Annotated in this window: 28 protein-coding genes; 15 read left to right on the forward strand and 13 right to left on the reverse strand. The window is 60.1% G+C overall.

Annotation, left to right across the window (positions count from 1 at the left end; translation table 11 throughout):
• Positions 1-295 precede the first annotated feature (295 nt).
• Positions 296-1,906, reverse strand: a complete 1,611-nt coding sequence (locus LJ738_RS06745; RefSeq protein WP_227785546.1) for a hypothetical protein — start codon at positions 1,904-1,906, stop codon at positions 296-298.
• Positions 1,907-2,483: 577 nt separating this feature from the next.
• Positions 2,484-3,416 (reverse strand): alpha/beta fold hydrolase, encoded by a 933-nt coding sequence (locus tag LJ738_RS06750; RefSeq protein WP_227785547.1) that lies wholly within the window; start codon positions 3,414-3,416, stop codon positions 2,484-2,486.
• 219 nt (positions 3,417-3,635) lie between these two features.
• Here LJ738_RS06750 and LJ738_RS06755 point away from each other — a divergent pair, with 219 nt between their 5' ends.
• Positions 3,636-4,568 carry a PAS domain-containing protein gene (locus LJ738_RS06755; RefSeq protein ID WP_227785548.1) on the forward strand — a complete coding sequence of 311 codons (933 nt, stop codon included), beginning with the start codon at positions 3,636-3,638 and terminating at the stop codon, positions 4,566-4,568.
• A 75-nt stretch (positions 4,569-4,643) separates the two neighbouring features.
• Here the strand turns inward: LJ738_RS06755 and LJ738_RS06760 are convergent, their stop codons facing one another.
• Both LJ738_RS06760 and LJ738_RS06765 read right to left on the reverse strand, forming a co-directional pair.
• Positions 4,644-5,117, reverse strand: a complete 474-nt coding sequence (locus LJ738_RS06760) for a M15 family metallopeptidase (protein WP_227785549.1) — start codon at positions 5,115-5,117, stop codon at positions 4,644-4,646.
• Positions 5,104-5,403, reverse strand: coding sequence for a hypothetical protein (locus LJ738_RS06765; RefSeq protein ID WP_227785550.1), 300 nt, complete (start codon positions 5,401-5,403; stop codon positions 5,104-5,106). Before LJ738_RS06765 ends, LJ738_RS06760 begins: the two co-directional genes overlap by 14 nt.
• A gap of 663 nt (positions 5,404-6,066) precedes the next feature.
• Between LJ738_RS06765 and LJ738_RS06770 the strand changes: the two genes are divergently transcribed.
• Positions 6,067-6,603, forward strand: a complete 537-nt coding sequence (locus LJ738_RS06770; protein ID WP_227785551.1) for a transposase — start codon at positions 6,067-6,069, stop codon at positions 6,601-6,603.
• Positions 6,603-7,529 carry an IS3 family transposase gene (locus LJ738_RS06775; protein ID WP_227785552.1) on the forward strand — a complete coding sequence of 309 codons (927 nt, stop codon included), beginning with the start codon at positions 6,603-6,605 and terminating at the stop codon, positions 7,527-7,529. The genes LJ738_RS06770 and LJ738_RS06775 overlap by 1 nt, the downstream gene beginning before the upstream one ends.
• Before the next feature lie 415 nt (positions 7,530-7,944).
• Here the strand turns inward: LJ738_RS06775 and LJ738_RS06780 are convergent, their stop codons facing one another.
• Positions 7,945-8,337: an SLOG family protein gene (locus tag LJ738_RS06780; protein ID WP_227785553.1), complete on the reverse strand. Its 393-nt coding sequence runs from the start codon at positions 8,335-8,337 to the stop codon at positions 7,945-7,947.
• A gap of 152 nt (positions 8,338-8,489) precedes the next feature.
• Here LJ738_RS06780 and LJ738_RS06785 point away from each other — a divergent pair, with 152 nt between their 5' ends.
• From LJ738_RS06785 to LJ738_RS06835, 11 genes are all read left to right on the forward strand, one after another.
• Positions 8,490-8,948, forward strand: coding sequence for a hypothetical protein (locus LJ738_RS06785; protein WP_227785554.1), 459 nt, complete (start codon positions 8,490-8,492; stop codon positions 8,946-8,948).
• A gap of 285 nt (positions 8,949-9,233) precedes the next feature.
• Positions 9,234-9,479: a hypothetical protein gene (locus LJ738_RS06790; RefSeq protein ID WP_227785555.1), complete on the forward strand. Its 246-nt coding sequence runs from the start codon at positions 9,234-9,236 to the stop codon at positions 9,477-9,479.
• 48 nt (positions 9,480-9,527) lie between these two features.
• Positions 9,528-9,911, forward strand: coding sequence for a DUF3846 domain-containing protein (locus tag LJ738_RS06795; protein WP_227785556.1), 384 nt, complete (start codon positions 9,528-9,530; stop codon positions 9,909-9,911).
• A 167-nt stretch (positions 9,912-10,078) separates the two neighbouring features.
• Positions 10,079-11,206 (forward strand): IS110 family RNA-guided transposase, encoded by a 1,128-nt coding sequence (locus LJ738_RS06800; RefSeq protein ID WP_227785557.1) that lies wholly within the window; start codon positions 10,079-10,081, stop codon positions 11,204-11,206.
• Positions 11,207-11,354: 148 nt separating this feature from the next.
• On the forward strand, positions 11,355-12,083 hold the full coding sequence (locus LJ738_RS06805; protein ID WP_227785558.1) for a hypothetical protein: 729 nt from the start codon (positions 11,355-11,357) through the stop codon (positions 12,081-12,083).
• 65 nt (positions 12,084-12,148) lie between these two features.
• Positions 12,149-12,397 (forward strand): hypothetical protein, encoded by a 249-nt coding sequence (locus LJ738_RS06810; protein ID WP_227785559.1) that lies wholly within the window; start codon positions 12,149-12,151, stop codon positions 12,395-12,397.
• A 41-nt stretch (positions 12,398-12,438) separates the two neighbouring features.
• A complete protein-coding gene (locus tag LJ738_RS06815; RefSeq protein WP_227785560.1) occupies positions 12,439-13,113 on the forward strand; it encodes a PD-(D/E)XK nuclease-like domain-containing protein in 675 nt (224 codons plus the stop codon).
• Positions 13,114-13,271: 158 nt separating this feature from the next.
• Positions 13,272-14,021, forward strand: a complete 750-nt coding sequence (locus LJ738_RS06820) for a DUF3223 domain-containing protein (protein ID WP_227785561.1) — start codon at positions 13,272-13,274, stop codon at positions 14,019-14,021.
• Positions 14,022-14,177: 156 nt separating this feature from the next.
• On the forward strand, positions 14,178-14,543 hold the full coding sequence (locus LJ738_RS06825; protein ID WP_227785562.1) for an ArsR/SmtB family transcription factor: 366 nt from the start codon (positions 14,178-14,180) through the stop codon (positions 14,541-14,543).
• Positions 14,543-15,175: a mercuric transport protein MerTP gene (gene merTP / locus LJ738_RS06830; RefSeq protein WP_227785563.1), complete on the forward strand. Its 633-nt coding sequence runs from the start codon at positions 14,543-14,545 to the stop codon at positions 15,173-15,175. Before LJ738_RS06825 ends, merTP begins: the two co-directional genes overlap by 1 nt.
• Positions 15,176-15,184: 9 nt before the next feature.
• Complete coding sequence (locus LJ738_RS06835) at positions 15,185-15,415, forward strand: GDCCVxC domain-containing (seleno)protein (RefSeq protein WP_227785564.1); 231 nt, start codon at positions 15,185-15,187, stop codon at positions 15,413-15,415.
• Between the two features lie 274 nt (positions 15,416-15,689).
• Here the strand turns inward: LJ738_RS06835 and LJ738_RS06840 are convergent, their stop codons facing one another.
• From LJ738_RS06840 to LJ738_RS06855, 4 genes are all read right to left on the reverse strand, one after another.
• Positions 15,690-16,376 (reverse strand): GAF domain-containing protein, encoded by a 687-nt coding sequence (locus tag LJ738_RS06840; protein WP_227785565.1) that lies wholly within the window; start codon positions 16,374-16,376, stop codon positions 15,690-15,692.
• 345 nt (positions 16,377-16,721) lie between these two features.
• A complete protein-coding gene (locus LJ738_RS06845; protein WP_227785566.1) occupies positions 16,722-17,411 on the reverse strand; it encodes a GAF domain-containing protein in 690 nt (229 codons plus the stop codon).
• Between the two features lie 35 nt (positions 17,412-17,446).
• The gene (locus LJ738_RS06850) at positions 17,447-18,802 is read right to left on the reverse strand and encodes an undecaprenyl-phosphate glucose phosphotransferase (protein ID WP_227785567.1); all 1,356 of its coding nucleotides are present in this window, start codon (positions 18,800-18,802) and stop codon (positions 17,447-17,449) included.
• Between the two features lie 420 nt (positions 18,803-19,222).
• Positions 19,223-19,972: a DUF4184 family protein gene (locus tag LJ738_RS06855; RefSeq protein ID WP_227785568.1), complete on the reverse strand. Its 750-nt coding sequence runs from the start codon at positions 19,970-19,972 to the stop codon at positions 19,223-19,225.
• A 307-nt stretch (positions 19,973-20,279) separates the two neighbouring features.
• On the opposite strand from LJ738_RS06855, the gene LJ738_RS06860 reads away from it, so the two are divergent.
• Positions 20,280-21,164, forward strand: coding sequence for a glycoside hydrolase family 16 protein (locus LJ738_RS06860; protein ID WP_227785569.1), 885 nt, complete (start codon positions 20,280-20,282; stop codon positions 21,162-21,164).
• Between the two features lie 89 nt (positions 21,165-21,253).
• Here the strand turns inward: LJ738_RS06860 and LJ738_RS06865 are convergent, their stop codons facing one another.
• The 4 genes from LJ738_RS06865 to LJ738_RS06880 form a co-directional block, all read right to left on the reverse strand.
• Complete coding sequence (locus LJ738_RS06865) at positions 21,254-22,390, reverse strand: DUF1972 domain-containing protein (RefSeq protein ID WP_227785570.1); 1,137 nt, start codon at positions 22,388-22,390, stop codon at positions 21,254-21,256.
• Between the two features lie 3 nt (positions 22,391-22,393).
• The gene (locus LJ738_RS06870) at positions 22,394-23,482 is read right to left on the reverse strand and encodes a glycosyltransferase family 4 protein (protein ID WP_227785571.1); all 1,089 of its coding nucleotides are present in this window, start codon (positions 23,480-23,482) and stop codon (positions 22,394-22,396) included.
• Between the two features lie 49 nt (positions 23,483-23,531).
• On the reverse strand, positions 23,532-24,437 hold the full coding sequence (locus LJ738_RS06875) for a glycosyltransferase family 2 protein (protein WP_227785572.1): 906 nt from the start codon (positions 24,435-24,437) through the stop codon (positions 23,532-23,534).
• 146 nt (positions 24,438-24,583) lie between these two features.
• Positions 24,584-26,206 (reverse strand): phosphoethanolamine transferase, encoded by a 1,623-nt coding sequence (locus tag LJ738_RS06880; RefSeq protein ID WP_227785573.1) that lies wholly within the window; start codon positions 26,204-26,206, stop codon positions 24,584-24,586.
• Between the last annotated feature and the right edge of the window lie 158 nt (positions 26,207-26,364).

A 26,364-nucleotide genomic window follows, 5' to 3' on the forward strand; every position in this document is an offset into this window, starting at 1 on the left:
AGGGGCGTAGCGAATCGGTGTCTTGGGACTGTCCGGGCGGAAAGGGTCTGACCGAAAGATACGGACCGGCCTAACTCCAGGCGGAAGATAGCGGAACTACGGTAGCGCTTTATTAGCCCGCCGGCAGGACCTGTTCATCACCGAGAAGGACAAGCTCAACCGCGGCCTCATTGACTTCGTCACTGGCACGGGCGTGCGCGCCGGTCAGACCAGTCTTGCCTTACGAGGCATAAAAAAAGCCGGACCGCCTACTAGGCAGTCCGGCTTCGTTACTGGTGGGTAACTCGCGGTTGAGCTACCGACGCATGGCCACGCCTTTGTCAGGCCCCGTGTCCAAACTTTTCAGGTATGCGACCAGCGCCGTCCGCTCCTGGGCGCTGACCGCGTAAAACGGGTGGGGAGCGCCTTTGCCGCGGTTGGGATTGAGGAGCGCCTCCAGGCTGGGCACGGAATTGTCGTGCAGGAACACGGGCTTGCGGGCCAGGTCGAGTAGCAGCGGCAGGGCGTTGCCGCGAATGCCGCCGCCGGGGCTGGCATCCACCACAATCATCTTGTCGTCGAACGTGCCGGGCGCATTCTGAATGGGGCTCAGCGGCGCTTGGCGCTGGGCCAAGACCTTGGGCTTGTAGTCCGGGTAAATCTGATTCATCGGAATCAGTTTGGCCATCACCGGCTTGCTTTGGTCCGTGTTATGGCAATTGGTGCAGTTATTCGAGACAAACAACGCCCGGCCCTGGCTCACGAGGGCGGCATCCGTGACCACGCCTTTGGGGGCCGCCAAGTGGGAAACGTAGGCGTTCAAATCGCGCAGCTTCTGCTCGTCGACGCGCTTGCCGGTGGGCGTGGGGGCCTCGCCGGGCTTGCCTTCCGTGGAGGCGGTCACGTAGGGAAAGCCCGTGACGCCCGTGGCGGCCAGGACCTTGGCGTAGCCGGCCAGCAGGGCGTCCCCGCCGGCCCCGCCCAGCACGTGGATGAACTGCTTGCCGCCGGGCGAGAGCAGGTTGCTTTGGTCGAACAGGGCGGTGTAAACCGTGTTGTTGAAGTCGTCCAGCTTGTCGTTCTGGCCGGAGCTGCCGAAGGGCGCGGCCAGGTCCTGGCGGAAGAAGGGCAGGATGTGCACGGGGTTGCCGTTGCCGTCGGGCGAGTCGTCAAACGTGCCGATGGGGTAGAATTTGGGGTTGCTCAGGTAAGCGTCCACCTCGGCTTCGGTGGAGGTGGCGGTGAGGCCCTTGGGCGCGCGGCCAATGGTGCTGCCGTCCGGCTGTTGCAGCTGCAGCGTGGGGAACAGGGCCCGCGAGTTGGCGGCGGTGGCCAGCAGCTTGCCCACGTTGAGCTGGTGGGGCGTGGGCCCGTCAATCCGCTTGCCGATGCTGCCCTTGCCGCCCAGGTCAAACATCGACTTGTCGGTCACGGCGTGGCACAGGGCGCAGCTCACGCCTACCAGGGCCCCCTTCGGTACCATGCCGATGACGGCGTTGGCTTTCACCAGCGCCTCCATCGTGGCCGGGTCGTTGAGCTTCGGGGCTTTGGCCGGCGAATGGTCGGTTTTCAGCTCGCTGGCGAAGGCCGCTTTCAGGTCGGCGGGCATGGCGTCCACGTCGAAGCTGACGCCGGCCTTCAGCGCGTCCATCACCGTGAGCTTGGCCGCTTTCATGCCTTGGGGCATGCGCACGGCGTTCGTCCAGAAGCCCTCGGTGCCGAAGGTTTCGTTGCGAAACACGTCCCGGCCTGCTTCGGCATTGCCGGTGGAACCCGCTACCGCAGGCGCCGTCCCCGTCGAATCGGCGGGCGTCTGCGCGGTGCCCTCCGTGGTCTTGGTGGAATTGCTCTGGCACATAGCCAGCGTCAATACGGTAAGTGCGGACAGGCCCAGGGTGGGCAGCCGCCATTTCGTAAAAGAAACCATAGGGGGTTGGAGTGAGGCGTGAAAACAAAAGGTATTCGGCTAACGAATCCCTAATCGGCTAGGTTGCTGTGAGGGGGTCCAGGGTAACCGGTCAGAAGCCCTCGTCCGGCAGGTGGTAACGGCTGATGGCCCGCGCTTGCTCCCAGCCCGTTGCCCTGGAAGCAAGTGCGGGCTGGGACCAGGCAAGGGCCCAAGTGGCGGAGGCGTTCTTCCAGCGGGTGAAAGCGGTGGAAAGCTTATTATAGGCCGGGAGCGGCGAAGCACCTCCTTCCTAAGGCTGTGCCTGATTGGTCCATTAGCTCAAGCATACTGGGACCCAGTGCAACCCCGTCCCAACCGGCGTCCCTGCTCCGCCGCGCCTTCGTAAAGGTTACGGGCCTTGGCGTGGCGGGGGCAGCCCTGGCCTCGGCCGGGTGCCGCACCAACAAGGATGAAGTGACCGACCGCGTGAACGTGGGCAAGCACACTCTGGCCGTGCTCAACTACGCCTATGCCCTGGAGCAGCTGGAGGCGGCCTGTTACACCAAAGTGACAGCCCGCTTTTACGCCGGGGCGATCGAATCTCGTGCGCCCCCTGCTATCGCCCCCGTTTCTGCCGCGACGAGAGCAGCCAGATGCCGCCGACTAGCAGCGCCAGCGCGGCGGCTACGACGGCCGCCTTAGGCAAAGTCGGGGCCGCCGCTTCTGCTTTTGACAGGGCAATGGATTCATCGGTGAAGGGCTGGCGGCTGGTAACGGCCAGAATCAGGCGCGTGGCTTCGGCGGGCTGGTCCCACTGCGGGAAGTGGCCGCAGTGCTCAAACCAATACAGGCGCGCATCGGGGAATTTCTCCAAGGCCAGTTTCGACTGGCTCGGCAAACACACCCGGTCCTGCCGGCCCCAGCCAATGACCAGGGGCCCGGGGAGGCTGCCCTGGGGCGCGGGTTGCTGCACTTGGCCGTGCGCCAACTGGTCGAGCAATTCGTCGAAAGCGGGCGAGTGGGCGAAAGTGTACATCTCGTCGATGGCCTGCTGCGAATCCACGGCCCAGGGGCGGGCTGAAAACTGCGGCAGCAGCACGGTGCGGCCCACCGCCGAGCCGGCCAGGGCGGGCATCATCGGCTGCAGGGCCTTTACCAGCTTGACCGACACGTCCACCGAATGGTAGAAGAACGGAATCTGCCAGCCCTGCCAGAACCCGCCCGGGTCCAGCGACACCACCGCGCCGAGCACCCCCCCGCGCCGGGCCAGCTCCAGTACCAGGCGGGCGCCCATGGAGCTGCCCACGGCATCAAGGCCGAGCAGGCCGTAGTGGGTGAGAAAGCCCGTCACCGCGTCGGCCAAGGTGGCGATAGAGTTTTCGCCTTCCAGCTGGGGGGTTTCGCCGTGGCCGGGCAAATCGACGGCAATGACGTCGCGCTCAGTGGCCAGCGCGTCGATGATGGTATTCCAGGACCGCCAGCTGCCGCCGATGCCGTGAACCAGTAACAGGGGGCGGCCGGTGCCGCGGCGGACAAAATGCAAATCCATAAACGGAAGAATGAAAATGGGTGAAAAAGTAAGTACAGCCCTATAACAGCTGGCCCCCCGAAACGGCTGAACGAAGCACCCCAAAAATCGAAATACTGCCCCTAAGGTCCGCAAGCCGCGGGTTGGCGCTCGTGCCTTCCAATGGCCCGCGGCGGGCCCATCGCTTTTGCGCCCCTTTTCGTGCCCCTTACCTTACGGCGGGTTACTGTCGGCCTTAAGTTGCATCTTCCCCGGCGGGCCATCCCCTCCCGCTGGTTTCCTCCCGTCCCGCATGGCTTCCGCGTACCCCTTTCCCGACGCCCTGCCCTGCTGCCCACGCTGCTAGCCGTCTCGCTCACCGCCGTCATGCTGCTGCGCCCGGTCTACGGTCCCGACGGCGAGGAAATGACCGACTTCACCCTCGACTACCTCAACCACGCCGCCCAGCGCATACTCGGCCTGCCCGAGCAGCCGGGCACCACGGCCCGCACCCGGTTTCCCGAAATTGTCCCCACCGGCATCTTCGACTTTTACCGCCGCGCGTTCGGCGGCGGCGCGGCCGAAACCTTCGACGTCAACTACCAGGCCGACGGCCTCGACAACTATTACCACCTGGCGGCCCAGCGCTGCGGCGAGGTGCTGGTCGTCAGCTTCACCGACACCGCCAACCAGCCCCGCACCCCCGTCGAAATCGCCCTGCGCGAAAGCCAGGCGGCCGAGCAAGCGGCCCGCGCCGAGGCCCAGCGCCAGCGCTTCTACGACGTGCTGATGACCCTGCCGGCCCAGGTGGCCACCTACCACGGCCCCGACCTCATTTATAATTTCGTTAGCCCCCGCTACCAGCGCTATTTCGGCACCCATGTGCTGTTGGGCCGCTCCCTGCGTGAGGTGCTGCCCGAGTTGGAAGACCAGGGCGTGGCGGCCCTGCTGGACCGCGTGTACCAGACCGGCGAGCCCTACCACGGCCAGGAAGTAGAGCTGTGGCTGGACTCCGGCGGGGGCGGCCCGCGCCAGCAGGTGTTCCTCAACCCGTTCTTCTACCCGCTGCGCGACGCCGGCAACCTGGCCCGCGTGGAGGAACTGCCCGTGGCGGGCCTGGTCAGCAAGCCCCACACCAAGGAAAAGCTCGACACCATTCTCAAGCTGCATTTCCAGCGTCAGTTTCTTACCTAGCACCATACCCGGCTACTTTCCACCCAACTAAAGCAAAACGAGCGGACCATCTGGCCCGCTCGTTTCGTTTCCGCTCTACAACTCGAAATGCGGCCGGTCCTTGAAAGTGGGCCAGTCCCCGCCCCAATGCACCCGCGCATCGGCCGCCTTCATCAGGCGCGCAAACTTGCTCAGCAGCAACCCCGACCACGACACTTCCCCGTCAGGCAACAGAAACGCCACGTCCAGAGCAGGGCAGGGCAACCAGTTGTGCTTCGATTCGCCCCCGCGCTTGTACGTCACAATGGCCCCCGGCTTCGTCCGCCCCTGCGCGTACAGCTCATCCTGGCGCGCCACCGACCGGTAGCATTCCGTAATCACGGGCAAGCCCAGCAGCCGCAGCACCGGGTCAGCTTCCCACCGGGCCAACGCATGGGAATACGCCGCGCCCAGGCTCGGCTTTGCCTGCACCAGCCGCGCCGCCTGAATCTTCCGTTCAATTGGTCCCAGCGCCGGCGCCACCCGTTGCCGCTTAGGGGCACCTCCAGCGGCTGGCTTAGTCGGCGCCATGAGCAGCGGTAATCGAGGCCTCGGCGGAAACAGCAGCCGGTGACACAGGCGGAGCCACCACCGTCCCCACGGCCGGTAGCTGAACCACCGTTTCCGGCTTCTGGAACATCTTGCGCACGGTCGCATAAATCGTCACGACCCCCACCACCACCTGAATCACGACGTGTACAAACGTCTCAATCTCATTCGCCGTGGGTGGCGTAAAGGCCGACGTTCCAATCTCCCAGGCCGCACCGGTGCTGAGTATCTGGCCAATGTGACCAAGTTTAGAGCTGCTGAATAACATAGCGGAGGGGCTTAATAAAATCAGAATACTATTTGTACTAATATACGCACTAGCAATACCTTTAGATACAGCCCATCCACCAGTGATTATTATTGTACTATTTAGGGCGTGACCCCTGCATTCCCGCTGGTCGTTCCGGGGACGGGCGCCCAAATGCTTTATGCGCATTTCCGCCACTCCGCTTCGCTGCGGCCCTGCGGTCAGCTCCCTTCGCTCGCTTGGCTCCCATCCCTCACGCAACCCTCCCGCGACTCCAGAGCCTCCCGAAACACCGGCCCACGCGCCGCCTCGCCGCCCTCCGTTCCTTCCGCCCACGCGGCGCTCCGTTCTCTCGTCCCTTAGTGCCTGCGCTCCTCGTTCACTATGCTTTGCAGGGCTTCACTCACTCCGGCCGGCCAGCCGCCGCTACCGCAATCCCACCCACCGGCCCGCCCGTCGCCGCTCCTCCCTCCAGACCGGCTCCCTTACGCTCCGGCTCCACGTTGCTGCGCCTGCGCTCCATTTCGCCGGCTTCCGGTCGTCGCCACGCCGTGCCGGCCTCTTCCAGCCCACCTCCCGCAGCTACTCCCGAGCCTGACGACACTTCGCCCCACGCGGCGCCCAGCCTCCCTACAGTCGGCCAGTGTCTCGTCCGGCTAGAGCTTTACACTAAGCTTCTAAGCCATGGACGAAAATTCAGTGCCCCGTCGCCGGGGCCGTAATGAGCATTATCCAATTACCGTGCGGCTGCAGGCCGTGCGCCTGGTCGAGGGCGGGATGCCGCGCCGGGACGTGCTGCAGCAATTCGGCATCAGCGGCACCAGCCTGCGCGACTGGCGGCGTGATTACGCCAGCGGGCAGCTAACTTCCCCCATGCCGTTTCCCCGCTTCACCCAGGCCCAACGCGACGCCGTGGCCCAGCAGCTGCTCGACGGGCGCCTCACGCCCGACGAAGCGCTGCGCAAGCACGGCCTGCGCCTGAAAAGGACCCTGCGCGAGTGGGTGGCCGCCTACCAGACCGCGCAAGCCGCCGCGGCGCCGCCGGCCCCGGTCCGGGTGGCGGCCCCGCCGCCGCTGCCGACTGGCGACGCGGCCACGCTGGCCGCCCAGCTGCACCGGGCCCAGTGGCAGTTGCAGGCCTTGGAGGTGCTCGTTGACCAGGCCGAGGCCCGCTACAACATCGACATCCGAAAAAAGGGTGGTGCCAAGCCGTCGAAGTAATGCGCCAGCGCTACCCCCAGGCCGGCCTGGGGGCGCTCTGCGGACTGTTTGGCAAGACGAGAAACGCATACTACGACCACCAGCGCCGGGCCACGGGCCAGGCCGTGCTCGAGGGCCTGGTGCTGGAACTGGTGGCCGATGTCCGGGAAGAGTTGCCCCGGCTGGGCACCCGCAAGCTGCACTTTTTGCTCGCCGACCGCCTGGGCGAACACGCCGGCCGGGTGGGCCGCGACTACCTGTTTGCCCTGCTGGCGGCGCACGGGCTGCTGATTCGCCGCCGCCAGCGGCGCGTCATTACCACCCAGACCTGCCTGCCGCTGTTTCGCCGCCCCAACCTGGTGGAAGGCTTGACGGTGCACCGCCCCGAGCAGGTCTGGGTCAGCGACATCACGTACGTGCGCCTGGTCGAGGGCTGGAGCTACCTGAGCCTGATTACCGACCGCTACTCCCACAAAATCGTGGGCGTGTGCCTGCACCCCGACCTGTCGGTGCGCGGCACGCTCGCGGCCCTGCGCCAGGCCCTGGCCGGCCGCGTGTACCCGGCCCGGGCCCTGATTCACCACTCGGACCGGGGCCTGCAATACGCGGCCCGCGAGTACGTGGGCCTGCTCGAAGGCCAGGGCGTGGCCCTGAGCATGACCCAGCGCGGCAACCCGACCGACAACGCCGTGGCCGAGCGCGTCAACGGCATCCTCAAGGGCGAATTCGGCCTGGGCCTGACGCTGCCTTCGTTTGCCCACGCCGCGGACCAGGTGGCCCGGGCGGTGCGGGCCTACAACGAGCTGCGCCCGCACGGCAGCTGCGACTTTCTCACCCCGGCCCAGGCCCACGAACGCGAGGGCCCGCTGGTGCAGCGCTGGAAAAACTACTATCACCCCGCCCCAGCGGCCAAAACGCCCACCAACCCCTACCTTACGCCTCTGTAAAGTCCTAACCGGATTACCGCCTCCCCCTGCAAAGCTGCAGCCGGATTACCTCTTTCACCTGTATAGCCACAGCCGGACGAGACACAGCCGCCGCTACCGCTAACCCACGCTCCGGCTCGCTTCCCTACAGTCAGCCAGCCTCTCCCCACCCGCTCAAAAACGGCAGCCCGCGGCTAAAAGCGGCATCAGCGGCCATAGGCTCAAAAGCTACAGCTGCCTCAATGCGGTGCCCTCCGGGCGCGTTTCATTGGGGCGGCCCCCAAACCCCTGCGATATGCTCCGCTTTGCTCTGCATGGCCTCGGGTTCCACCCTCATAAGGCCCGCTGCGCGCCCATTAGCGGGCTCCGCGCCGCCAAGAAAAGCGTCTAGCTGTTCGGCAGGGTTGGGGCTGGCAGGGCCACTGCACCGCGTAGGCTACAGGCCCAGGCCGCCGGGCACTGGCCCCGCCCCGGGTGCAGGCGCCAGCAGCCACTCGCAGGCCTTCCCCAGCCGGGCCGCCGCCCGGGCCGCGCTCAGCGTGCCCCGGCTGGCCCCGTCCCACACCACCAGCACCCAGTCGGCCGCGGCCACCACCTCGGCATTGCGCACGTGCGGCGCGCCTGCCCCGTGAGTGGCGTAGTCGGGCCGCAGCTCGCGCACCGGCACCCCGTTGGCCCGGGCCCAGTCGGCCGCCAGGCTATCCACCCCAGTAGCGCCGCCGCTCACCACTTGTGCCGGGGCCAGTTCCGCCAGCCGGGCCAGCAGCGCCGGGTAGCTGGTCACGCCCCGGCTTCCCACCACCGCTACCGTCTTTTTGTCTTTTTCCATGTTGTAAAGGTACGGACTATCTGTGTATTTTTATACATATTTATCGCATATTTCTTTTCATTGTGTGTACTATTTTACTCTGTTATGCGTATATTTGTACAAGCACAAGGGAAAGGCCCTGCCTGCTGTATCACGCCTCACATCTACAGGCCATGTTCACCCACTTTCAGTTTGCAGAGTTAGCCGCTGCCGCCTGGTGCGGCCCCGCCCTTCATTCCACCGGCGTCCACGTCAGCATCACGGGCAGCATTACCCATACGCAGTACGGGGTTCACTATTTCGTTGCCCAGGCCGGTACCGAGCACGGGTGGGCCACCTACTTTTCCTGTGGTCACCCGTGCCCCTTCGCCGCCATCGCCTCCGCGGTAGCGCACTATGCGCAGGCCGCCCAGGAGCAGGCCGCCGGGCTGGCCATGCTGGCAGAAGCCGCCCAGGGCCACGCCGCCCGCGTGTTGTCGGCCGCAGAGCAGGCCCTTAGCGGCGCACCGGCCGCACTGCAGGTGCAGGCGCCCGAGATAATGTGTGCGGTATGCAGTGAAGGGCGCGATGCCTTCGGCCAGTGCCGCTGCTGCTATGTGCCGGCCCCTCAGCTGGTCGCCCGTGCAGCCTAGCGCCGCCTCCGTGCAAGCCGTCCCCGCAGTGGGGGCGGCCCTGCCCCCGGCCCACGTGCTGGCCCGCGCCCAGTCGGCCTATGCCGCCGCCAAAGAAGCCCGGTGGGCGCTGCGCGAGGACTACTGCGATGCCGGCCACCCTGGCCGCTTCTCCCGCCTCCGCTCCGCAGTGGTAGCCGTCCGGGTTGCCCGCGCCGCTCTAGCCGCAGCCGCTACCCTGTATCACGCCAGTCCCCACGCCGCCGCGCTCCGGGCCGCTGGCTCCCTCATGCTCACCAGCTCGCCATGCCCGCCACCATCGCCCCCAGCCTTGCCCAGGTTGCCGCTGCCTGCTTTCCCGTGCCCGGTGCCCACTTCACCGGCTACGCCTTCGCCCAGGGCCGCCGCTTCAATTGCCAGTTCGACGTGCCCGACCCCAGCACCGGGGCCGTGGTGGCCCACTTCCGGGGCACCGGCGTCACACCATTCGAGGCCATAGCCGCCGCAGTCCAGCTCTTTCACGACAGCGCCCATGCCTTCCCAATCTTCTAAATCACCGGGGCCGCCAAGCCGGGCGGCCCCACTAAACCAACCCACACCATGCCCCAAACCGCTACTCCTACCTATCAACCCCATTTGCTCGACCCGCACAGCGCCTCGCCGCAGCCGGTTAGCCCTGCCAACGGCAAGAGCTTCAAGCTGGCCGAGTTGTACCAGCTGCTCGACTGCCAGACCGTCGACGTGGTACGCCTCAGCCCCGAGCTCATTCTCATCATCGACGACGAGGGCAAGTTCCGCCACCCCGCCTACCTCAATCTGCTGGCCACCTACCTCTGGTACCAGCACCAGCCCGAAGCGCGAGGCGTCGACAGCATCGTGGGCCGCGCCATCGTCTCGTATGATTGCCAAGCCCCCGGTTGGGGGTTTGCCGGCCAAGGAGCCGGAGACACCCGCCATCTTCAAGTGCGCGCCACCCGGCCGTGACACTGTGTGGCAGAGCTTGTGCTCCGGCTCCCGTTTTCGCCCGAAGGCTGAACAGTATTCAGGGAGCAGCCCGCCCACCCGGCGGGTAACGCATCCCGCATCGCACGAGAGTAGCTGCGGTGAAAACCTTGCCCGGCAAGCAGGTTTCACTTTCTTTTTCTTCTTTCATGGTCCGTACCCCCAGTACCGCCCCGCTGCTGAAATACGTGGTGGGCGTCGACATTGCCAAAGACACCTTCGTGGCCTGCCTGGGCAGCCTCGACGCGGCCCAAGGGCACCGTTTTTATGGCAAACCCACCACCTTCCCCAACGACGCGGCCGGTTTCGCCGCGCTGCGGGCGTGGGTCGTCGCCCGCCAGGAACCGGCGCCGGCCCCCTGCTGGTACGTGGTGGAAGCCACGGGCGTCTATTACGAAGAGCTGGCCTATTTTTTAGCTGACCAGCAGCAGTCCCTGAGCGTGCTCTTGCCCCACAAGGTCAAGCACTTCGCCCGCAGCACCCAGGTGAAAAGCAAAACCGATGCGCTGGACGCCCGCCTGCTCTGCCAGTTGGGCCTGGAGCGGCAGTTGCCACCCTGGCAGCCCCTGACGCCGGCCATGCGCCAGTTGCGCTTTCTGACCCGCGAGCGGGCGGGCTTGCGCCGGCAGGCCTCACCGCTGAAAAGCCGCCTGCACGCCCACCGGCACACCTACCAGCCCGACCCGCAGGCCTTGGCCCGGCTGCGGCGACAGCTCGCCTGGCTCGACGAGTTGGTAGCCGAAATCGATGCCCAACTGGCCCAGGTGGTGGCGGCCGAGCCGGAACTGGCCCGCAGGCTGGCTTACCTGACGAGCGTACCGGGCATTGGCCTGGTCTCGGCCTGCATCATCGTGGCCGAAACCAGCGGCTTTGCCTTGGTCGAAAACGAGCGCCAACTCGCCTCATACGCGGGACTGGACGTGGTGCAGCGCCAAAGCGGGGCCACGGCGCGTGCCACCAGCGTCTCCAAGCGCGGCAATGCCCGCCTACGGATGGCCCTGTACTTGCCGGCGGTTAGCAGTTTGACCCACAATGTGCAGCAAAAGGCCTTTTACGCCCGAATACGGGCCCGTCAGCCGGCGGGCAAGGTCGGCGTCGTGGCCGTCATGCGCAAGCTGTTGCTGCTCACCTACGCGCTCTGGAAAAACGAACGCGAGTACGACCCCGCCCACCAGCCCACCGGGCGCCTAAAAGTAACCCCGGCGCTGCTCGCGCAGGCCGGGGTTACACAGGATGACCCCCAAAGCGGGGGGCTCCTTCAGGAAAACCAAAGATAAAATAAACCGCCAAAAAATAACCCGCAATCACAGTATCTGCCACGACCAACAATTCAGATAACTGAAAGTCGGCGGAGCCAACCACAAACGGCGCAGGGGCCGGCCATCAACAGGCCCCACTTTTTTCACTTCCCAACCCATTCCCATTATGGCAACCGCCACCACAACGAAACCCCTCCGGGGTAAGACCGCCGCCGCGATGGCCGCCCCCGCAGCTCAGGTTTCTGACCTGGCTCTTATCCCGAGCACCCGCCCGGCCTACCTCGTCGCCGGCGTCGACGAAAGCACCGGCGAAGAAACCCGGAGCAACCCGTTCCGCTACCTGCCTGGCCACCCCCGCCAAATCCGCTTCGACGCCAAGGCCGGCCAGTTCAACATCAACGGCACCACGCCCCTCGGCCAGTCGCTGCGCTTCATCCCGCTGGCCTGGCGCATTTTCCAGGACGACATTCTGAACATGGGCCGCAAGACGTGGGCCGAGCTCTACTTCACCGACGACAAAGGCGCCGTCTGCGCGGTGCTCTTCCACGGCTACTCGGTCGAAAACCTCTACCGGTTAATTGAGCCGCTGTTCTACGACGACCTCACCCTGGCCGACGTGGTAGTGAAGGTGCAGGCCGAGAAGAAGGAAACAACCAAAGACGGCAAGAAGGCCACCTACTACATCGCCCAATTCAGCTACGAAGCCGCTGACCCCGCCGAGGTAGCCGCCCGCCGCGACTTCGCCCGCGACTTCCCCATCTGGCGCGCCGAAACCTACACCGGCCTGGCCGACATCCGCCAGCAGCACGGCTACACCGTGCCCCAGGCCGAAGAGCAGGCGCCCCGCTTGGGCCAAGAGTCCGAAGCCAACGAAGGCGTCAGCCAAGCCGCCTAATCATTCACCGGCAGCCTGCACGTCACGCATTGTGGCGGGCAGGCATTGCCATTCTTTCCTGCCTAATGCTGCAACTCCCTGAACTCCGCCAAGAGCTGCCCGCCAGCACGCCCGACGAAGCCACCCGCCTGACGGAGCTGGCCCAGCTCCTCGCCACCACCGCCCCGCTGGCCGACTTGCGCGACCTAGCCCCCAAAGTGCGCCAGCTCTTCCCCGAACCGGCCTATCAGGTCGGCTGCGGCGGCTCCCACATCTGGCTGCACCGCGCCCACGAGGCCGGCCGCCTGGCCTGCATCCTCGACCGCTACCAGTAGCCCCGGCCGCCAATTGTAAACTGTTAATTGATAACTGTTAAATGAAAATGTTTGCCAACCACCGCCACCACGCCGGCCTAACCCAGGAAGCCCACCGCGCCCTGCCCTTCATTTCTAACACCGACCTCTCCAACCTCAAAGCCGAGCTATTGGGTAAGCCCAACACGCCCAACCCTGTGGCCCTTACGTTTGGCAGCCACTTCCACACCGCCACCCTCGAGCCCCATCGCTACGCCCGCACCGAAGAGCTTTGCGACTGGTCCTTAGTCGAAACCCTGGCCGCCGAGGTTCGCCGCCAGCGTTACTGCCGCGACCTGCTTTTTCGCGGCCAGGCCGAGCAGACGCACACCGCCACGCACGCGGCCACCGGCGTGCCCGTCAAAATCCGCCCCGACCTGCTCCACGTCAGCCCCCGCATCGGCAAGGTGGGCCTCGTCGACTTCAAAACCACCAGCGCCCGCGACTACGCCGGCTTCTGCGCCACCATCGAGCAATACGACTACGACCGCCAGGCCGCTCTCTACGCCGACGTGCTCGGGGCCACGCGCTTCACCATCATCGGCGTGCAGAAAAAAGCCCCCTTCGCCGTCTGGCAGGTCGAGCTGTTCAATATTCCCGGGCTTTTCGAGCAGGGCCGCAAAAAGTACACCCGACTGTTGCGCGCCTACGCCGAGCAGAGTGCCGGAAGACTCTTAGCACCTAAGTCCGCTGCTTAAGCGCTTGCCTCTTTATTCCCAACTCATATCAAGGCCTACATGCACAGTTTAGGATGGATTTAGTGGCTGGCTTCTATATCTTCACCAGCACTATGCAGCATTTGCCATGGCCCGTTTAGTCGGCCTAAGTTATGCGCTGATACTAAATAAAACGTAAGATGAAAAGCCCTTTAACAATTGGTGACAAAGTTTATAAGTACAAGAAGGACGCACTAGCCCACTACAAGCAAATCCTTAATTCGTATACATTCGGACAGTCACTGAATGACGATGACTTTAATGATTTATTAGATTTACTGGACTACGATTATTCGTTTTATGCAGAGGACGAAGAAGAAGTTACCCAAGACGTAATTCCAGAGGATGTCCAAGCCCCACTAGTTGTTAAAGATATTGTAATTGCTAAGGTCCAATTCAATACAAAGTGTTTTGAAATTATATGGGACGATTCATCGAGTGACTATATCTCGTATCTCATGATAATCAACCGGCACAATACAAATTCGGGCTCTTCTTTCAACGCCGCCTGTAGAAATGCAATTCATGATGATCTAAGAGCGGTTAAGCAGAAATACTTCGATGCCTATTCTGAGAAGGGCTTGGTAAAATGCCAGGAGACAAGTCGGCTATCAAAGTGGGAAGAATTACACGTTGACCACAGACAGCCACATACATTCTCTATTATCGTCGATAGGTTTAAGGAAGTCCATAAGATTGAATTAAGCACTGTTGAATATGAGGTAAATGAAAGGAATATGCTTCTTTTTAGGAGTGAAGCGTTAACGAATGATTTTCGCGATTACCATAAGGGTAAAGCAAACTTGAGGATTGTCAGGAAGGAATGCAATACTGGTAGGACAGGCATGGCGAGAATAAAGCGGACACCAAAAGATTTGACCATAGAGTAGAATAAATAGGGCACTGCATTAACACTCAATACATAAAAGGCCGGACACCATTGACAGGGTCCGGCCTTTTTATGCCTCATCCAAAGATGAACCTTCTATACGTACTTTAGCATTTGCTTAAATACACCTAGCAGCGCTGTTACTGTAGCCCCTTCCATGAATCCTACCCCTTGCGTTCGGGTATTTGCCGACACCGACCACATCCAACAGTGCCAGGAGCGTCTGACCCAGGCTGACCCTGCGCTCAGCTCGCTGGCCAGTGTGCTGGCGCTAGCTGGCAACGAAGTGCGCCTGCAAATGCTTTTCTTATTGGCCGAAGAGCAGCTGTGCGTATGCGACCTGGCCGACGTGCTGCAGATGACCATTTCCGCCGTTTCGCAGCACCTGCGCAAACTCAAAGACGGCGGCATCGTCACAGCCCGCAAAGTGGGCCAAACCGTGTTCTACACCCTCAGCGCCGACCACTTACCGGTGCTCCAGCCCCTGTTGGCCCGCCTCACCACCCAAGCCGAGCCAGTCTAATGAGCAACGCCCCCGCCCAACCTTCCAAGTCGTTGTTTGGCGCCGGTCTGCTGGCCGCACTAGCCGCTTCGCTCTGCTGCATCACCCCGCTGCTGGCCATAGTTGGCGGGCTCGGCGGTGCCGCCAGCTCCTTCTCCTGGCTAGAACCCTACCGCCTCTATCTGGTGGCCCTCACCGTAGGAGTGCTCGGTTTCGCCTGGTACCGCCAGCTGCGCCCCGCGCCAGCCGCGGCCCACTGCTGCGCCGTGCCCGCCCAACGCTCCGTCATGCAGTCCTCCGGCTTCCTGGCGTCCATCACCATCCTCGCAGCCCTGCTGCTGGCCTTTCCCTACTACGGCGCCGCGCTGTACCCCACGGCCAAGCCCAGTGCTCCCGTGGCCGCCCCCGGCGCCGCCCCCGGCGCCGCCCCCGTCTGGGAAACCCGCACCTACCGCATCCAGGGCATGACCTGCGAGGCCTGCGCCCGCCACGTCGAGCAGGCGGTCCAGCAAGTGCCCGGCGTGCAAACCGTGGCCGTTTCCTACGACCAAGCCACCGCCCAGGTCCGCTACAACAGCACCCAAGCCCAGGCCGCCCAGGTCGAAAGCGCCATCAACAGCACCGGCTACCGCGTCCAAAACCCCACCCGTTAACTACCGCCCATGACGCCGACTCAACCCATCACCCTCACCTCCGTGCTCACCTGCCCCGTGTGCCAGCACGCGCAGGCCGAACAGATGCCCACCGACGCCTGCCAGTGGTTCTACGAGTGCACCAGCTGCCACACCCTGCTCAAGCCCCTGGCCGGCGACTGCTGCGTGTATTGTTCTTACGGCTCGGTACCCTGCCCGCCCATCCAGGAGCAAGGCAAAAGCGCCTGCGGCTGCTGCTAGTCACCTCTACCGCTGCCTGAATTGCAGTACCCATCCTGAAAATAGCGCTGGCATAACTGCAGAAGTCATCACCGACAACCGTGCCGGCTGCAAAAGTCTCGGATTCCCATCCAGAACCCATTGGCCATGCCGCCCCACAAACAGAACGATAATTGTTTCCAACTGCTCGTAAGGCCATTTCCAATCGATAACCCTACTGCTTGAGCACAAGCCGATGAGTTCTGCAACTGCTACGGTCCGGACAAAACAATTAGGGGTTGCTCTAGAGCTAAGGCTAATCTGCTTTATCTAAGCAAGCAGGATGTTCCAATACCAATTGCAACTCCTTGATGGCCTCCTGCAAAGACTTTAGTTGGGTCGTGGAAGCTATTTCATTCTCCGTGGGTAAGGAACCGACCGCACTTACCATGCGATGCAGGATAGGTTGTGCCTGCTTCACTTGGTCCTGCGTGGCGGTGAGTAGCATGTTGGTACGGCGAAGCTGAAAATGGGTGTTCACCAGCTCAGCCAAGGCCTGAAGGGACTCCATTTTGTGTTCGGGAATTTCCCGGGCCCGGATGTCGGCCACGCAAAGTGAGCCTAAAGCTCTTCCCTGGGCGTCCTGCACTGGCACCCCGGCATAAAAGACAATGCCGTTGGGGGTGGCGATATTGGGATTGTCAAAAAACCGCTCATCGTAGCGTGCATCGGACACGACCATGGTTTCGTCCGGATTCAAAATGGCATGGGCACAAAACGACTCCTCTCTTGGAGAGCTCACCCGCTCAAAGCCCACGGCCGATTTGGGCCATAACCGGTCGCCAGCGATGAGGTTGATGGCAGCAATGGGGGTGCCGCAGATTTCGGCGGCCAGGCGGGTAATGTCGTCGTAGACCTCCTCGGGCAGCGTGTCGAGCAGGTTGTGCTCGGCCAGCGAGCGCAGGCGGTCGGGTTCGTTGGCAGGCAGGCCGGGAGCAATCATGTAAACGGAATTTAAGCGTAAGGACTGAGAAGTAGTTAATGCCGTAGAACATTCTCCCAACAGTCAAGCGCATGCCTACCAGGCTAGGTAATATATTTCAAATCCTGCTCAGCATTTTAGCTCAATTCCTCGGGAGAGGCAGCTTGCTCTGCAAGAGCAGGAAGTGTTTTTATCACTTATCTATCTGGTTGTTATTGGTGACAAGCAAGTGCTTATTTTGTTCCAGAACGCTGGTGCGCTGCCACTAAAAATTTAGCGCGAGGACCTAAACAAAATCACACGCCGGCTCAACTGCTACAGCGAAGCAGCCAGCCTTACCATGCCAATTGAAATCAATTACCAGCCTTAGTGTAACTCCAAGGCGTTTTTCAAGGAAAGCACCCCTGCTTGCAAGGACTGTAAATGAACGATTTGCTCTTCTTCAGACTCTTTGGTAAAAGAGTTGATGGCTTGGGTCAGGGCCTGCAGAATGGGCTGCGCCGCATCTACCCGGGCCTTGGTTTTATCCAGCTCAATTTGGGTGCGGCGCAATTGGAAGTGGGTGTTTACCAATTTAGCCAGCGCCCGCAAGGATTCCAGTTTATACTCTGGCAACTCGCGGGGGCGACTGTCGATAACGCACAGCGAGCCCAGCGCCCGGTCTTGAGCATCCTTCACGGGCACCCCCGCATAAAATACAATATGGGGGTCGCCTGTTGTCAAGGGGTTGTCCATGAACCGCTCGTCGTAGCGCGCATCGGGCACGACCATGGTTTCGTCGGGATTCATGATAGTGTGCGCACAAAAGGAAAGCTCCCGGGGTCCGCGCATGTATTGGTGGAGGCCCTGGCTGTCGCCTTGCGTATTATGCGTCGACTTCGACCACTGCCGGTCGCCGGCAATAAGGTTGATGGCGGCGATGGGGGTGCCGCAGATTTCGGCAGCCAGGCGGGTGATGTCGTCGTAGACCTCTTCGGGCAGCGTGTCGAGCAGGTTGTGCTCGGCCAGCGAGCGCAGGCGGTCGGGTTCGTTGGCAGGCAGGCCGGGAGCAATCATAAACGTAGAAGTAAGTGAGTGGTAGAATTAGGGATTTAAAAAGCGTTTTCTTCTCCTTTGAACACGTTGTACACGGTCAAAAACATGATTTTCAGGTCCAGCGACAGGCTCCAGTTTTCCAGGTACCACAAGTCAAACTCCACCCGTTTCTGAATGTGGCGCAGCTCCGTGATTTCGCCGCGGAAACCGTTGACCTGCGCCCAGCCCGTGATACCGGGCTTAAGAAACTGCCGAATCATGTACTGGTCTTCCAGGCCCGAATACTCCACGGTGTGCTTGAGCATGTGCGGCCGCGGGCCCACAATGCTCATCTGCCCCAGTAGGACGTTGAGGAACTGGGGGAATTCGTCGAGGCTGGTTTTGCGCATGAAGCGCCCAATCCTGGTGACCCGGGCGTCGTTGCGGGTGGCCTGTTTGGTGTTGGATTCCTGGTTGACCGTCATGCTCCGGAATTTGAAGCAGTCAAACGGTGCGTTGTTGAGGCCGCTGCGCTTTTGCACAAAAAAGATGGGCCCCGGCGATTGCAGGTAAATAATGATGCCCAACAACGGCACCAGCCAGCTCAGAATGAAGATGCAGACGCCCAAGCTCACTACAATGTCGAACGCCCGCTTCTTGAAGCGGTTCATCACTTCCTGCAGCGGCTCTTTGCGCACGGAGAGAATGGGCAACTCGTACAAGTAGTCGACGTGCACTGGCCGGTTGATGAAGTAGGCAAAGTCGGGCACAATGCGGAAGCGTATCAGGTCTTGGTCGGCCTGAAGCATCATGCCATATACCGAGCTGTTGTTCTCGGGCATGATGGTGGAGTAAATCTCGGTTACGCCGTGCTGCCGGGCAATGCTGAGCGTGTCGCTGATGCCCGGAAAAATGGAGTATTTGGCATGAGTGGCCGGCTTGCGCAGGTCGTCAACAAAACCGGCTATGCGCACGCTCAGCTCCTCGCTCTCGAGGTAGGTGGCGAGGCGCTCGGCCACTTTGTTATAACCAAGAATCAGCACACGCCGGTGCAGGCCGCCTTTTTTGCGCACCCAGGCCCGGATAAGCAAGTAGAACATGCGCGCGACCAGCAGCGCGCCCGAAAAGCTCAGAATGGTGGTGTAAGCAAACTCGCGGGCCAGCGGCAGCACGGCCCGCAGCAAAAAGGAGCTCACCAGCACCAGAAAAGCCCATACAAAGTAGATGGTGTATGTAGACTTCAGAAAGCGACGAAACACAATGAGCTGCCGGTACGCATAAATCTGGCCCACACCAGAAGCCAAAATCCAGGCGATGTTGATAATCAGCCAGTAAAAGGTGTGGGGAGAAATGAATCCGTGTTGGAGCTTATCGGGAATGTACTGCTGCGTGAATAAGTATATCACGTTCAGCATGAACAAGTCGAGAATCAAAAAAGGAATTTGCAGTGAGCGTAGAAATGTTCTATCCATAATTACCTGTCACTGTTGGGAATGCCTACTTCAGTCCAACTTGGAGCGGTGCGAACCATGCGGTTTCAGAGGTGTGCGTTGCTTGGATATAGCTTAATTGCTGAGTCCAATCTGTTCTGTCAAAGTTACAGTAGTGTCGGCCCAATTACCTAGTAAGCGTTACAGTAGTTTTTGCTAAATAAACCAGCCTTTACCCGTACTATGTAGTTCCAAATGGGCTGATTGCTTGGTCCTTTAGCTCCAGCACCATTATGTTTCCTTGGCCTGCTGGTAGCGGGCGCTAGGGAATAGCTCGGGTTTGGCCAAGTTGGGAAGGCACTGGCGTGAAACAGCAAAGCCTATTTGCTGGATTTATGAGCCTAAAGTTGAGCGGCTGGTTAGTTAGCGCGCTACACTTTTCCGCTGAGAAAGCTGGTCTACTGCGCAGGTAAACACTAGCGCCAGCAATAAAGCCGCGAGAATTGCCACAATCCGGTCCTCCACATACAGGTCCGTGCCCAGTGCGAACCGGAGGCCGGCAATCGCTGCGGTGAGCAGAACAATAGAAAACCAAAACAGCCCAATTTGCCGGCTGCTAGCTAAAGCCGCTGAGGACTTTGGCAGGAAGTAGATAGCCAAGCCTACCGCCAAAAGGCCCGCTACCGAATGGGCCAAATGCACCCGATTATAGAGGTGGCTATGGGATTCCCATCCATGGAAAGCAGATATGATACGTTGGTGCACGTACCAATAATCGCCGCTTCGGTGCACAAACCAATCCCATCCGAAGTGTGTCAGTACGCCAATTAAAACCGAAAGCAACACAACGGGCCAGCGGTTTCTCAATACCTGCGGCCAATTCAAAGAGCTAAAGGGGACAAAACGAGCAGACAGTGGAGCAGGAAGGTGCGCAAGCAGAGGCATGCGCACCACCTGATGAAACAGGACCGTCAGCAGGACCGCAAAGGGAAGGTCGAACCACAAAAGCCCGGTCCAGGTGTGGCTATAATAGCTCAACCCCTTGCGCATGCGCAGGAAATACTCAAAATCGGGGACGACACTGCCCGCCAGCAGCCCGGTCGCGGAAAGCCATTTTGTGGGCTTCCGCAGTAGCAGCAGCACCAGAGCGGGGTGAGAAAATGTGAAGGGCATCGAAAGGCTACAACTTTTAATCAAAGTGGCAACCGGGAGCCAACAGGACTAGCAGTGCTCGGCAAAGTTAAGTCCTGCCTAAGGCCGGGAAGCCTGCTTTTGACAATTCATCCCTAGCCGGGAAAACCTTTTCAGTAGTATCTACGCATTGGTGAATGCCGATTTGCGAATACCCCACACTCTTACCATTCGAGCTATGTTTCAACGATTTACTAGGACAAGTACGCTCTGTATTAGCGTGTTTGTTGCTGCTACTGCGGGGTGCCAGTCCACTATGCAGCCGGTAGCGCCTATTCAACAGCCTAAGGTGGCCAATCTAGCTCCCCAAGCAACTGCTACTGCGGCGGGCGTTTGTAACTACGACCAGACGGCTGCAAAGGAGGCTGAACTCCTGAATGCCGGTTGGAAAAAGACCTTCGAGGATAATTTCGATGCGAGCCCCGCCAGCAGCTTGAATCCTAACTGGAATGTGTGGGTAGGCGGCGCGTTTAACAACGAGCTGGAAATGTTTACGGCCAACGAACGCAACCTGTACGTTGCGCCCGACCCCGATAACACGGCCAACAACGTGCTGGTTATTAAAGCCATCAAGGAGAGCGTGACGGGCCCCAAGTACCGCCAGGATGTAGATGCTACTCCAACTAACTTCGAGTTTACCTCGGCTCGGATTGAGTCGAAGGCCATGTACGCGCCTAATAAAACAAACAGTCAGGTCCGGTTCGTGTCCCGCATTAAGCTTCCGAGCGGGTACGGCATGTGGCCCGCGTTTTGGCTGTACGGCGATAACTGGCCCACCAACGGAGAAATTGATATTCTGGAAGCCCGGGGCAACGAGCCGTTCCTATTCCAATCCAACTACTTCTTCGGCCGGCAAGCCAACAACAACCTGGTGCAGAATGCGGCCACGTACATCACCACAAATACCAGCCTCACGGATTGCTGGCACGTGTACGAGCTGGTATGGACCAAGCAGTCGCTCACCTTTCTCCTCGATGGCCAAGTGGTGGACGTAAAAACCGGCGGCTACGTGCCCGACCTCTACGCCAAGCTCGAACGCATCACACTCAATCAGGCAGTTGGCGGCGACTTCTTTTACAAGGACTCCGCCATTCCGACGCCCAGCCAAATTCCACTCAACGAGGGCGAAGGCGTAATGCTGGTGGACTGGGTCAAGGTCTACGTCAAGAAATAGTCCGTTCCACAGTCACCCGGCTCCGGCTCTGGTCAATGGGAGAATGGTGGCCATGGGCGAGCTCGAGAGCCGTGCCCAATTTTACCGGTTTAGCTCAATTTCGCCCTTGTTACCCGTTTGTGTTGGCGGGCCTTAAAGATTTCTTGGAAGTGCGTAGCGTACTGGTCAATGATTCGGTCCCAGTTATAAACCAACTCAATTTTTTTGGAGTTGTCCTCCAGCATCTTCGCGTAGGCTGGGTCTTCCTTGCGAACGGTGCCGAGGGCGGCGGCTACATCGGCAGCCGTGGAGAAATACAGCGCATCTTCCTCGAGCACGTATTTATTGAAGGCGTTGTCGTTGGCGCAAATCAATGCCCCGGAAGCCATGGCTTCTAGAAGCGACGGATTGGTGCCGCCCACGGTGTGGCCGTGGAAGTAGAGGTTGGAATAGTAGCGAATGTTGTTGAGGGTGTTGATGTTGTAGATGCCGCCTACAAACTGAATGTTCGCGGCCCCCTGAAATTTGTTCTTTAAGTACTCGCCATATTGGCTCTCGTGCTTGCCCACCACCAGGAAGGGGCGGTCTACGCCGGCCTGCACCACGCCGTCGAGAATGACTTCGATGCTGTTTTCGGGTTCGAGCCGGGCGATGAGCATGTCGTAGCCGTAGAGCGTGAGCTTGTAGGCAGCGAGGTCGCCGGGGTCGGGGGTGGTGAATGAGTGGGCCCCGTAAGCAATAAAGGTGGAGTCAACGTTGAACTTATCCTTCAGATACTGCTGAATGCCAATGGAGTCCGATATTAGATGGTCGCTGTGGGTGACGGCCATTTTTTCGGCGAACTGCAGGAAACGCTGCACCGGCTTGGAAAACTTAGACCGCTTCCACTCCAAGCCATCCATGTTGGTGGTGACGATGGTTTTTTTGCGCGGCAGCAGCTTGCCCCACACCGAGCTGCTGGTGTACCCAAGCTGCAAGATGATGTCGAAGTCGCGCTGCCGGCAGTCACGGATACAGTTGTAATCGTAAATAAACTGCCCCACGGTGCCGTATTTAAACTCCGGGTCGTAGGCATGAATGAGGTTCACGCCGTTCCAGGTCGTTTCCTGAAAGGGGTGGTTGTGCGAGTTGTAGACCGTGACCGCAAAGCCGCGCTTCACCAGCCCAACCGCCAGGTATTCGGCGCACTGCTCAAACCCGCCGTAGTTGTTGGGGATGCCCCGGGTACCAATGATTGCAATTTTCATAAGCTAGGGATTCAATACTTGTTGGTAAGCGGCCAGGGTTTGGGCGGCAGTGTCCTGCCAAGTGTAATGCGAAAAAATATGGTCTTTCAGGCGCGCATTTACTGGTTCGGTATGCGCCTGCAACAGCGCCCCCCGGATAGATTCCACGTCGTCCGGCTCGCAGTAGTAAGCCATGTCGCCAAAGTATTCTTCGGTGTCGCCTTTGCGCGTCACCACGAGGTTGCAGCCCAGGGCGCCGGCTTCCAGGGAGCTCAGGCCCGTGGTTTCAAACCAGCTGGGCAGCACGTGCACCTTGGCTGCCTTATAGAGGCCGGCCAACGTGCGGTGGTCCATGTGTGGGATAAACTGCACGTTGGGGGCATTCTGGGCCAGGCGCTGGCACTGCTCGTAGTAGGCCATATGGTTGGGGGCAGGCTTGCCCACGATGGTCAGCTGCAGGGAAGTGCCCAGCACGGCCTGAATCAAGTTGAGCTGATTTTTTAATCCTTCGATGCGCCCCACGCAAAGCACGTGGCCCTCGAAGGCCGGGTTTGCCACCACGCCCTCGCCAAATAGGCTGGGGTCAATGGCATTGACTACCTTTTGGTACCGCTTGTCGACTTGGTAAGCGGCCGTCAAGCGCTGGTATTCGTGGTGGGAATTGGGCAGCAGCATAGCCGCCCGAGAGGCCAGATGTTGCACCGACTTGCGCTGGCCGTGCAGCAGGAAATAGCGCGACTTGATGGCGTCGCCGTTTTTCACAGCCCGGGCCAGGGCTTTGGCGTACTCGAGTTGGTCGCGGTTCAAAACCATGTTGAGAACCCGCAAGGGACCGGTGCGGCACTTGCGCTCGTACTCCGAGTAGTCAACAAAAATGGTGGAGATGACGAATGGAACCGCCGTGGCCTGCGCGTGCGGCAGAATATCATCGGGGCGAATGATATTGAAGAAATGCAGAAGGTCGTAGTCCTCGTAGGCAATGGCTTGGTTGCTGAGCTTTAAGTCCACTTCCACGCCCAATTCCCGCAGGTACTTGGCCGTCATCTCAATCTGGGTGGAATCGCCCCCCGGGGCCGAGAAGTGTGTGCTACGGGCAATCATTAAAACCTTCATGGCGGGCTGGGGAAGGGGCAAAGCGGATGTCAACAGAAGCTGGGATTGTTTAGGCGGCAGCCCGGCTTTGGCCAAAGTACTTTTCCCGTACCACGCTTAGGTACCCCAGCGCGGCCAGTTGGTTGATTTTAAAATAGGTGCGCTTCTGCGGGGCCCTGGTGTGGGCTCCGTAGAGGTTGAAGGCCGCCAGCATGATCAGCGATTTCACGGCTTTGGCCCCAAAGCGCGCCGGGGCGGCCTTACCATCAATCAGCCCTTCTGACCGGCCACTCAGCTGGGCATAGGTGTAGATATATTCCAGGTTGAGCTTGTTGGCAATTTTGTGGTACACCACCAGTTTCGGCTCGTACCAGATGGAATAGCCCAAGGCGCGGGCCCGGTTGAAGTAGTCGTTTTCCTCGCCGGCCATCAGGTTGTTGCCTTTGCGGCCCAGTTCGGGATTGTACCACCCGATGCGTTCAGCCACGGTTTTGCGCAGAGCGTAGTTGGCGCCCATGAGCTTTTCGGTGGGCTGGGCTTCGTCGCCCAGGTCAAACATGCTGGCCAAGTAGTAGTACTTCTTCGGCAGCCAATCCGGAACGGCCGCGTTGTACGCCAGTACTTTGCCGCCCACAATGTTCAGGTCGGGGTTGGCAAAGAGGTTTTCGCACACGTCGAGGTAGCGGGCGTCGAGGTCAATGTCGTCGTCAACAAAAATGAGAACGTCGTTTTTGGCCTCCTTAATGCCCCTGTTTCGGGCATGCGACAAGCCCTGCTCCGTTTCGAGAACGTAGCGCACCACCGGATTCTGCAAAAACGGTTTCACGGCTTCCGCGGTGCCATCGGTCGAGTTGTTGTCGATGACCAGCAATTCGTAATTGCTATGCGCCGCGCAATGAAGTAGAATCGATTCTATCGTTTCCTGAATGAACGGAACACGGTTGTAGGTGCAAACAATAAACGTAAAAGTGAGCATCTAGGCAGGAGGGAAACGGCCATTATCCCAGTTGGAAGGGATAAGTGGGCAGCGGTGAAACGAAATAGGTTAACTGCGAGAGCGGCGCTTTTGCGGAGTCGGAAGAAGAACCTAATTGGTGATTGTGGGTCGGGTACGGGTTCGGTTCAGGGTTTTGCGGGCGTGATGAAATTTTGCACGTCAAACACTTTGTAATTGCCGCCCAGAATAAGCTGCGGTTGGGGCTTGAGCTGGGCCGCCGCCGCGCTCTTGGTAGAGTCCTGGCCCGTGAACCGGATGTTTCCTAAATCGGCCAGGGTGTAAAACACATTTTGCGAGCCTAGGGCTACATTTTTATTCTGTTCCATGTCGGCCAGCCGGCGCGGAAAGGTGCGGCGGTAATCGGGCGAGAGCCACACAAACCACGGGATGTGCGCCACGAAAATGGAAGGAACCGGAAAGCCGTGTTGCGATTGCTGGCGGCTGTCGTCGAACAGCTCCTCGCCGTGGTCTGAAAGGTAGTTAACCCAGGATAAAGCGGGCTGGCGCTCCACCATCCGTATCGTGCTGTCGACAAGCGCATCGGTGTAGCGAATACTGTTGTCGTAGCTGTTGATAAGGGCCTGCTTTTTTGTCACGTCAGTCGGCCGGGCATTTACTGAGCGGGCCGTGGGCTGGAAGTGAGCATACGCGGGCGGGTAGCGGGCATCGTAATCGTAATGGCTACCCAGCGTGTGCAGCACAATGAATGCTTTGGATTCGCCCTTGTCAAGAATCTTTTTTAATGCCCCGAGCAGCTCCAGGTCGTAATGGACGCTCTTGGTCGATTCGTAGGCCGAGGAAAAATACAGGCGCGTTTCGGCCTCGTTGGCGTGAATGCCGATGTTGCCGTAGTCAAACTGGTTGCTCAACCAGTACGTTTTAAAGCCGCTTTCGCGAAACAAGCTGACCACGCTTTTCTCCTGGTAATGCAGGTCGTAGTTGGTGGCCGTGGCCCGGGTCACGAGCATAGGCACGCTGTACTCGGTCAGGTAAGCGCCCGTCGACATGTTGGAGAATGATACGAGCTGCTGCTGCCGGGTAGCAAGCCGCGGCGAGGTGGGCCGGGCGTACCCGTTGATGCCCCAATGGTCGTAGCGGCTCGTTTCGCCCAGGATAAGCACATATATCTGTCGCTCCTCGGGCTTTGACTTGGGTTGCGCGTGAAAGGTGAAATTCTTGGTGTTGTCGGCGAAGGCCTTCACGGTGGCATGCTGCTGCACCAAGAGCTTGCCGGCATAGTACATGGAGCCCGGAAAAAAGGAGGAGATGTTGATTTTCACCTGCTCCACGTACGTGCCAGGCTTCGCCCGCAGCAAAGGCGTGAGCAGCAGAAAAGCTAGTCCACCCAACGACGCCAAAAGGGCCGGCCGACTTGGGATATAATTGGGAGACCAGCGGATAAGCTGCGCGTAGAAAAACAGGTAAAAAAGCAGCGCCGCTAGTATGTAGAGGTAGTACCCTTTCAGCAGCTCCGTGGCCTCGGCAAACGTGGTGTTGCGGATAACGAGTAGGACATCAAAGTTTAGGTTGACATTGTAAACGATAACGCATGCCACCGAAACAACTGCCAGTAGCCCCAGCGGCATGAGCAGCCACACGTAAAGCTTCACCCACCGATGGAACAGGTACAGCGGCAGCGCTACTACTGCCGTGCAAATCGCATAGGCCAACCCTGCTTCCAGCCAGTTCCGGTTCAGGGCATAATACAGAACGTCGGGGAATGCTAATAGGAAAGTTACAAGTAACAAAATTGCTCCTCGTCGATTTCCATTGGTTTCGGTTTGCATTCAAAAAAGCGAAAGTTATCGGGGAAAGATACTACGAAAGAATGCATTCAGTCAAAACAAGCGCTGAGCTTTTTCCGAGTCCAATGAGGTGCCCGGCAATTTTGCGTGCGCTAGAGCAG

The organism is Hymenobacter plasmatis (genome assembly GCF_020711255.1).
In the GTDB taxonomy this organism is placed as follows: domain Bacteria; phylum Bacteroidota; class Bacteroidia; order Cytophagales; family Hymenobacteraceae; genus Hymenobacter.

Coding starts and splice junctions, on each gene's coding strand:
- LJ738_RS06770 (WP_227785551.1), top strand. CDS start 6,067: ATGGACGAAAATTCAGTGCCCCGTCGCCGGGGCCGTAATGAGCATTAT.
- LJ738_RS06870 (WP_227785571.1), bottom strand. CDS start 23,482: ATGAAGGTTTTAATGATTGCCCGTAGCACACACTTCTCGGCCCCGGGG.
- LJ738_RS06795 (WP_227785556.1), top strand. CDS start 9,528: ATGCCCCAAACCGCTACTCCTACCTATCAACCCCATTTGCTCGACCCG.
- LJ738_RS06810 (WP_227785559.1), top strand. CDS start 12,149: ATGCTGCAACTCCCTGAACTCCGCCAAGAGCTGCCCGCCAGCACGCCC.
- LJ738_RS06750 (WP_227785547.1), bottom strand. CDS start 3,416: ATGGATTTGCATTTTGTCCGCCGCGGCACCGGCCGCCCCCTGTTACTG.
- LJ738_RS06780 (WP_227785553.1), bottom strand. CDS start 8,337: ATGGAAAAAGACAAAAAGACGGTAGCGGTGGTGGGAAGCCGGGGCGTG.
- LJ738_RS06845 (WP_227785566.1), bottom strand. CDS start 17,411: ATGATTGCTCCCGGCCTGCCTGCCAACGAACCCGACCGCCTGCGCTCG.
- LJ738_RS06790 (WP_227785555.1), top strand. CDS start 9,234: ATGCCCGCCACCATCGCCCCCAGCCTTGCCCAGGTTGCCGCTGCCTGC.
- LJ738_RS06820 (WP_227785561.1), top strand. CDS start 13,272: ATGAAAAGCCCTTTAACAATTGGTGACAAAGTTTATAAGTACAAGAAG.
- LJ738_RS06840 (WP_227785565.1), bottom strand. CDS start 16,376: ATGATTGCTCCCGGCCTGCCTGCCAACGAACCCGACCGCCTGCGCTCG.
- LJ738_RS06760 (WP_227785549.1), bottom strand. CDS start 5,117: ATGGCGCCGACTAAGCCAGCCGCTGGAGGTGCCCCTAAGCGGCAACGG.
- LJ738_RS06815 (WP_227785560.1), top strand. CDS start 12,439: ATGAAAATGTTTGCCAACCACCGCCACCACGCCGGCCTAACCCAGGAA.
- LJ738_RS06865 (WP_227785570.1), bottom strand. CDS start 22,390: ATGAAAATTGCAATCATTGGTACCCGGGGCATCCCCAACAACTACGGC.
- LJ738_RS06785 (WP_227785554.1), top strand. CDS start 8,490: ATGTTCACCCACTTTCAGTTTGCAGAGTTAGCCGCTGCCGCCTGGTGC.
- LJ738_RS06835 (WP_227785564.1), top strand. CDS start 15,185: ATGACGCCGACTCAACCCATCACCCTCACCTCCGTGCTCACCTGCCCC.
- LJ738_RS06825 (WP_227785562.1), top strand. CDS start 14,178: ATGAATCCTACCCCTTGCGTTCGGGTATTTGCCGACACCGACCACATC.
- LJ738_RS06800 (WP_227785557.1), top strand. CDS start 10,079: ATGGTCCGTACCCCCAGTACCGCCCCGCTGCTGAAATACGTGGTGGGC.
- merTP (WP_227785563.1), top strand. CDS start 14,543: ATGAGCAACGCCCCCGCCCAACCTTCCAAGTCGTTGTTTGGCGCCGGT.
- LJ738_RS06775 (WP_227785552.1), top strand. CDS start 6,603: ATGCGCCAGCGCTACCCCCAGGCCGGCCTGGGGGCGCTCTGCGGACTG.
- LJ738_RS06875 (WP_227785572.1), bottom strand. CDS start 24,437: ATGCTCACTTTTACGTTTATTGTTTGCACCTACAACCGTGTTCCGTTC.
- LJ738_RS06765 (WP_227785550.1), bottom strand. CDS start 5,403: ATGTTATTCAGCAGCTCTAAACTTGGTCACATTGGCCAGATACTCAGC.
- LJ738_RS06855 (WP_227785568.1), bottom strand. CDS start 19,972: ATGCCCTTCACATTTTCTCACCCCGCTCTGGTGCTGCTGCTACTGCGG.
- LJ738_RS06745 (WP_227785546.1), bottom strand. CDS start 1,906: ATGGTTTCTTTTACGAAATGGCGGCTGCCCACCCTGGGCCTGTCCGCA.
- LJ738_RS06805 (WP_227785558.1), top strand. CDS start 11,355: ATGGCAACCGCCACCACAACGAAACCCCTCCGGGGTAAGACCGCCGCC.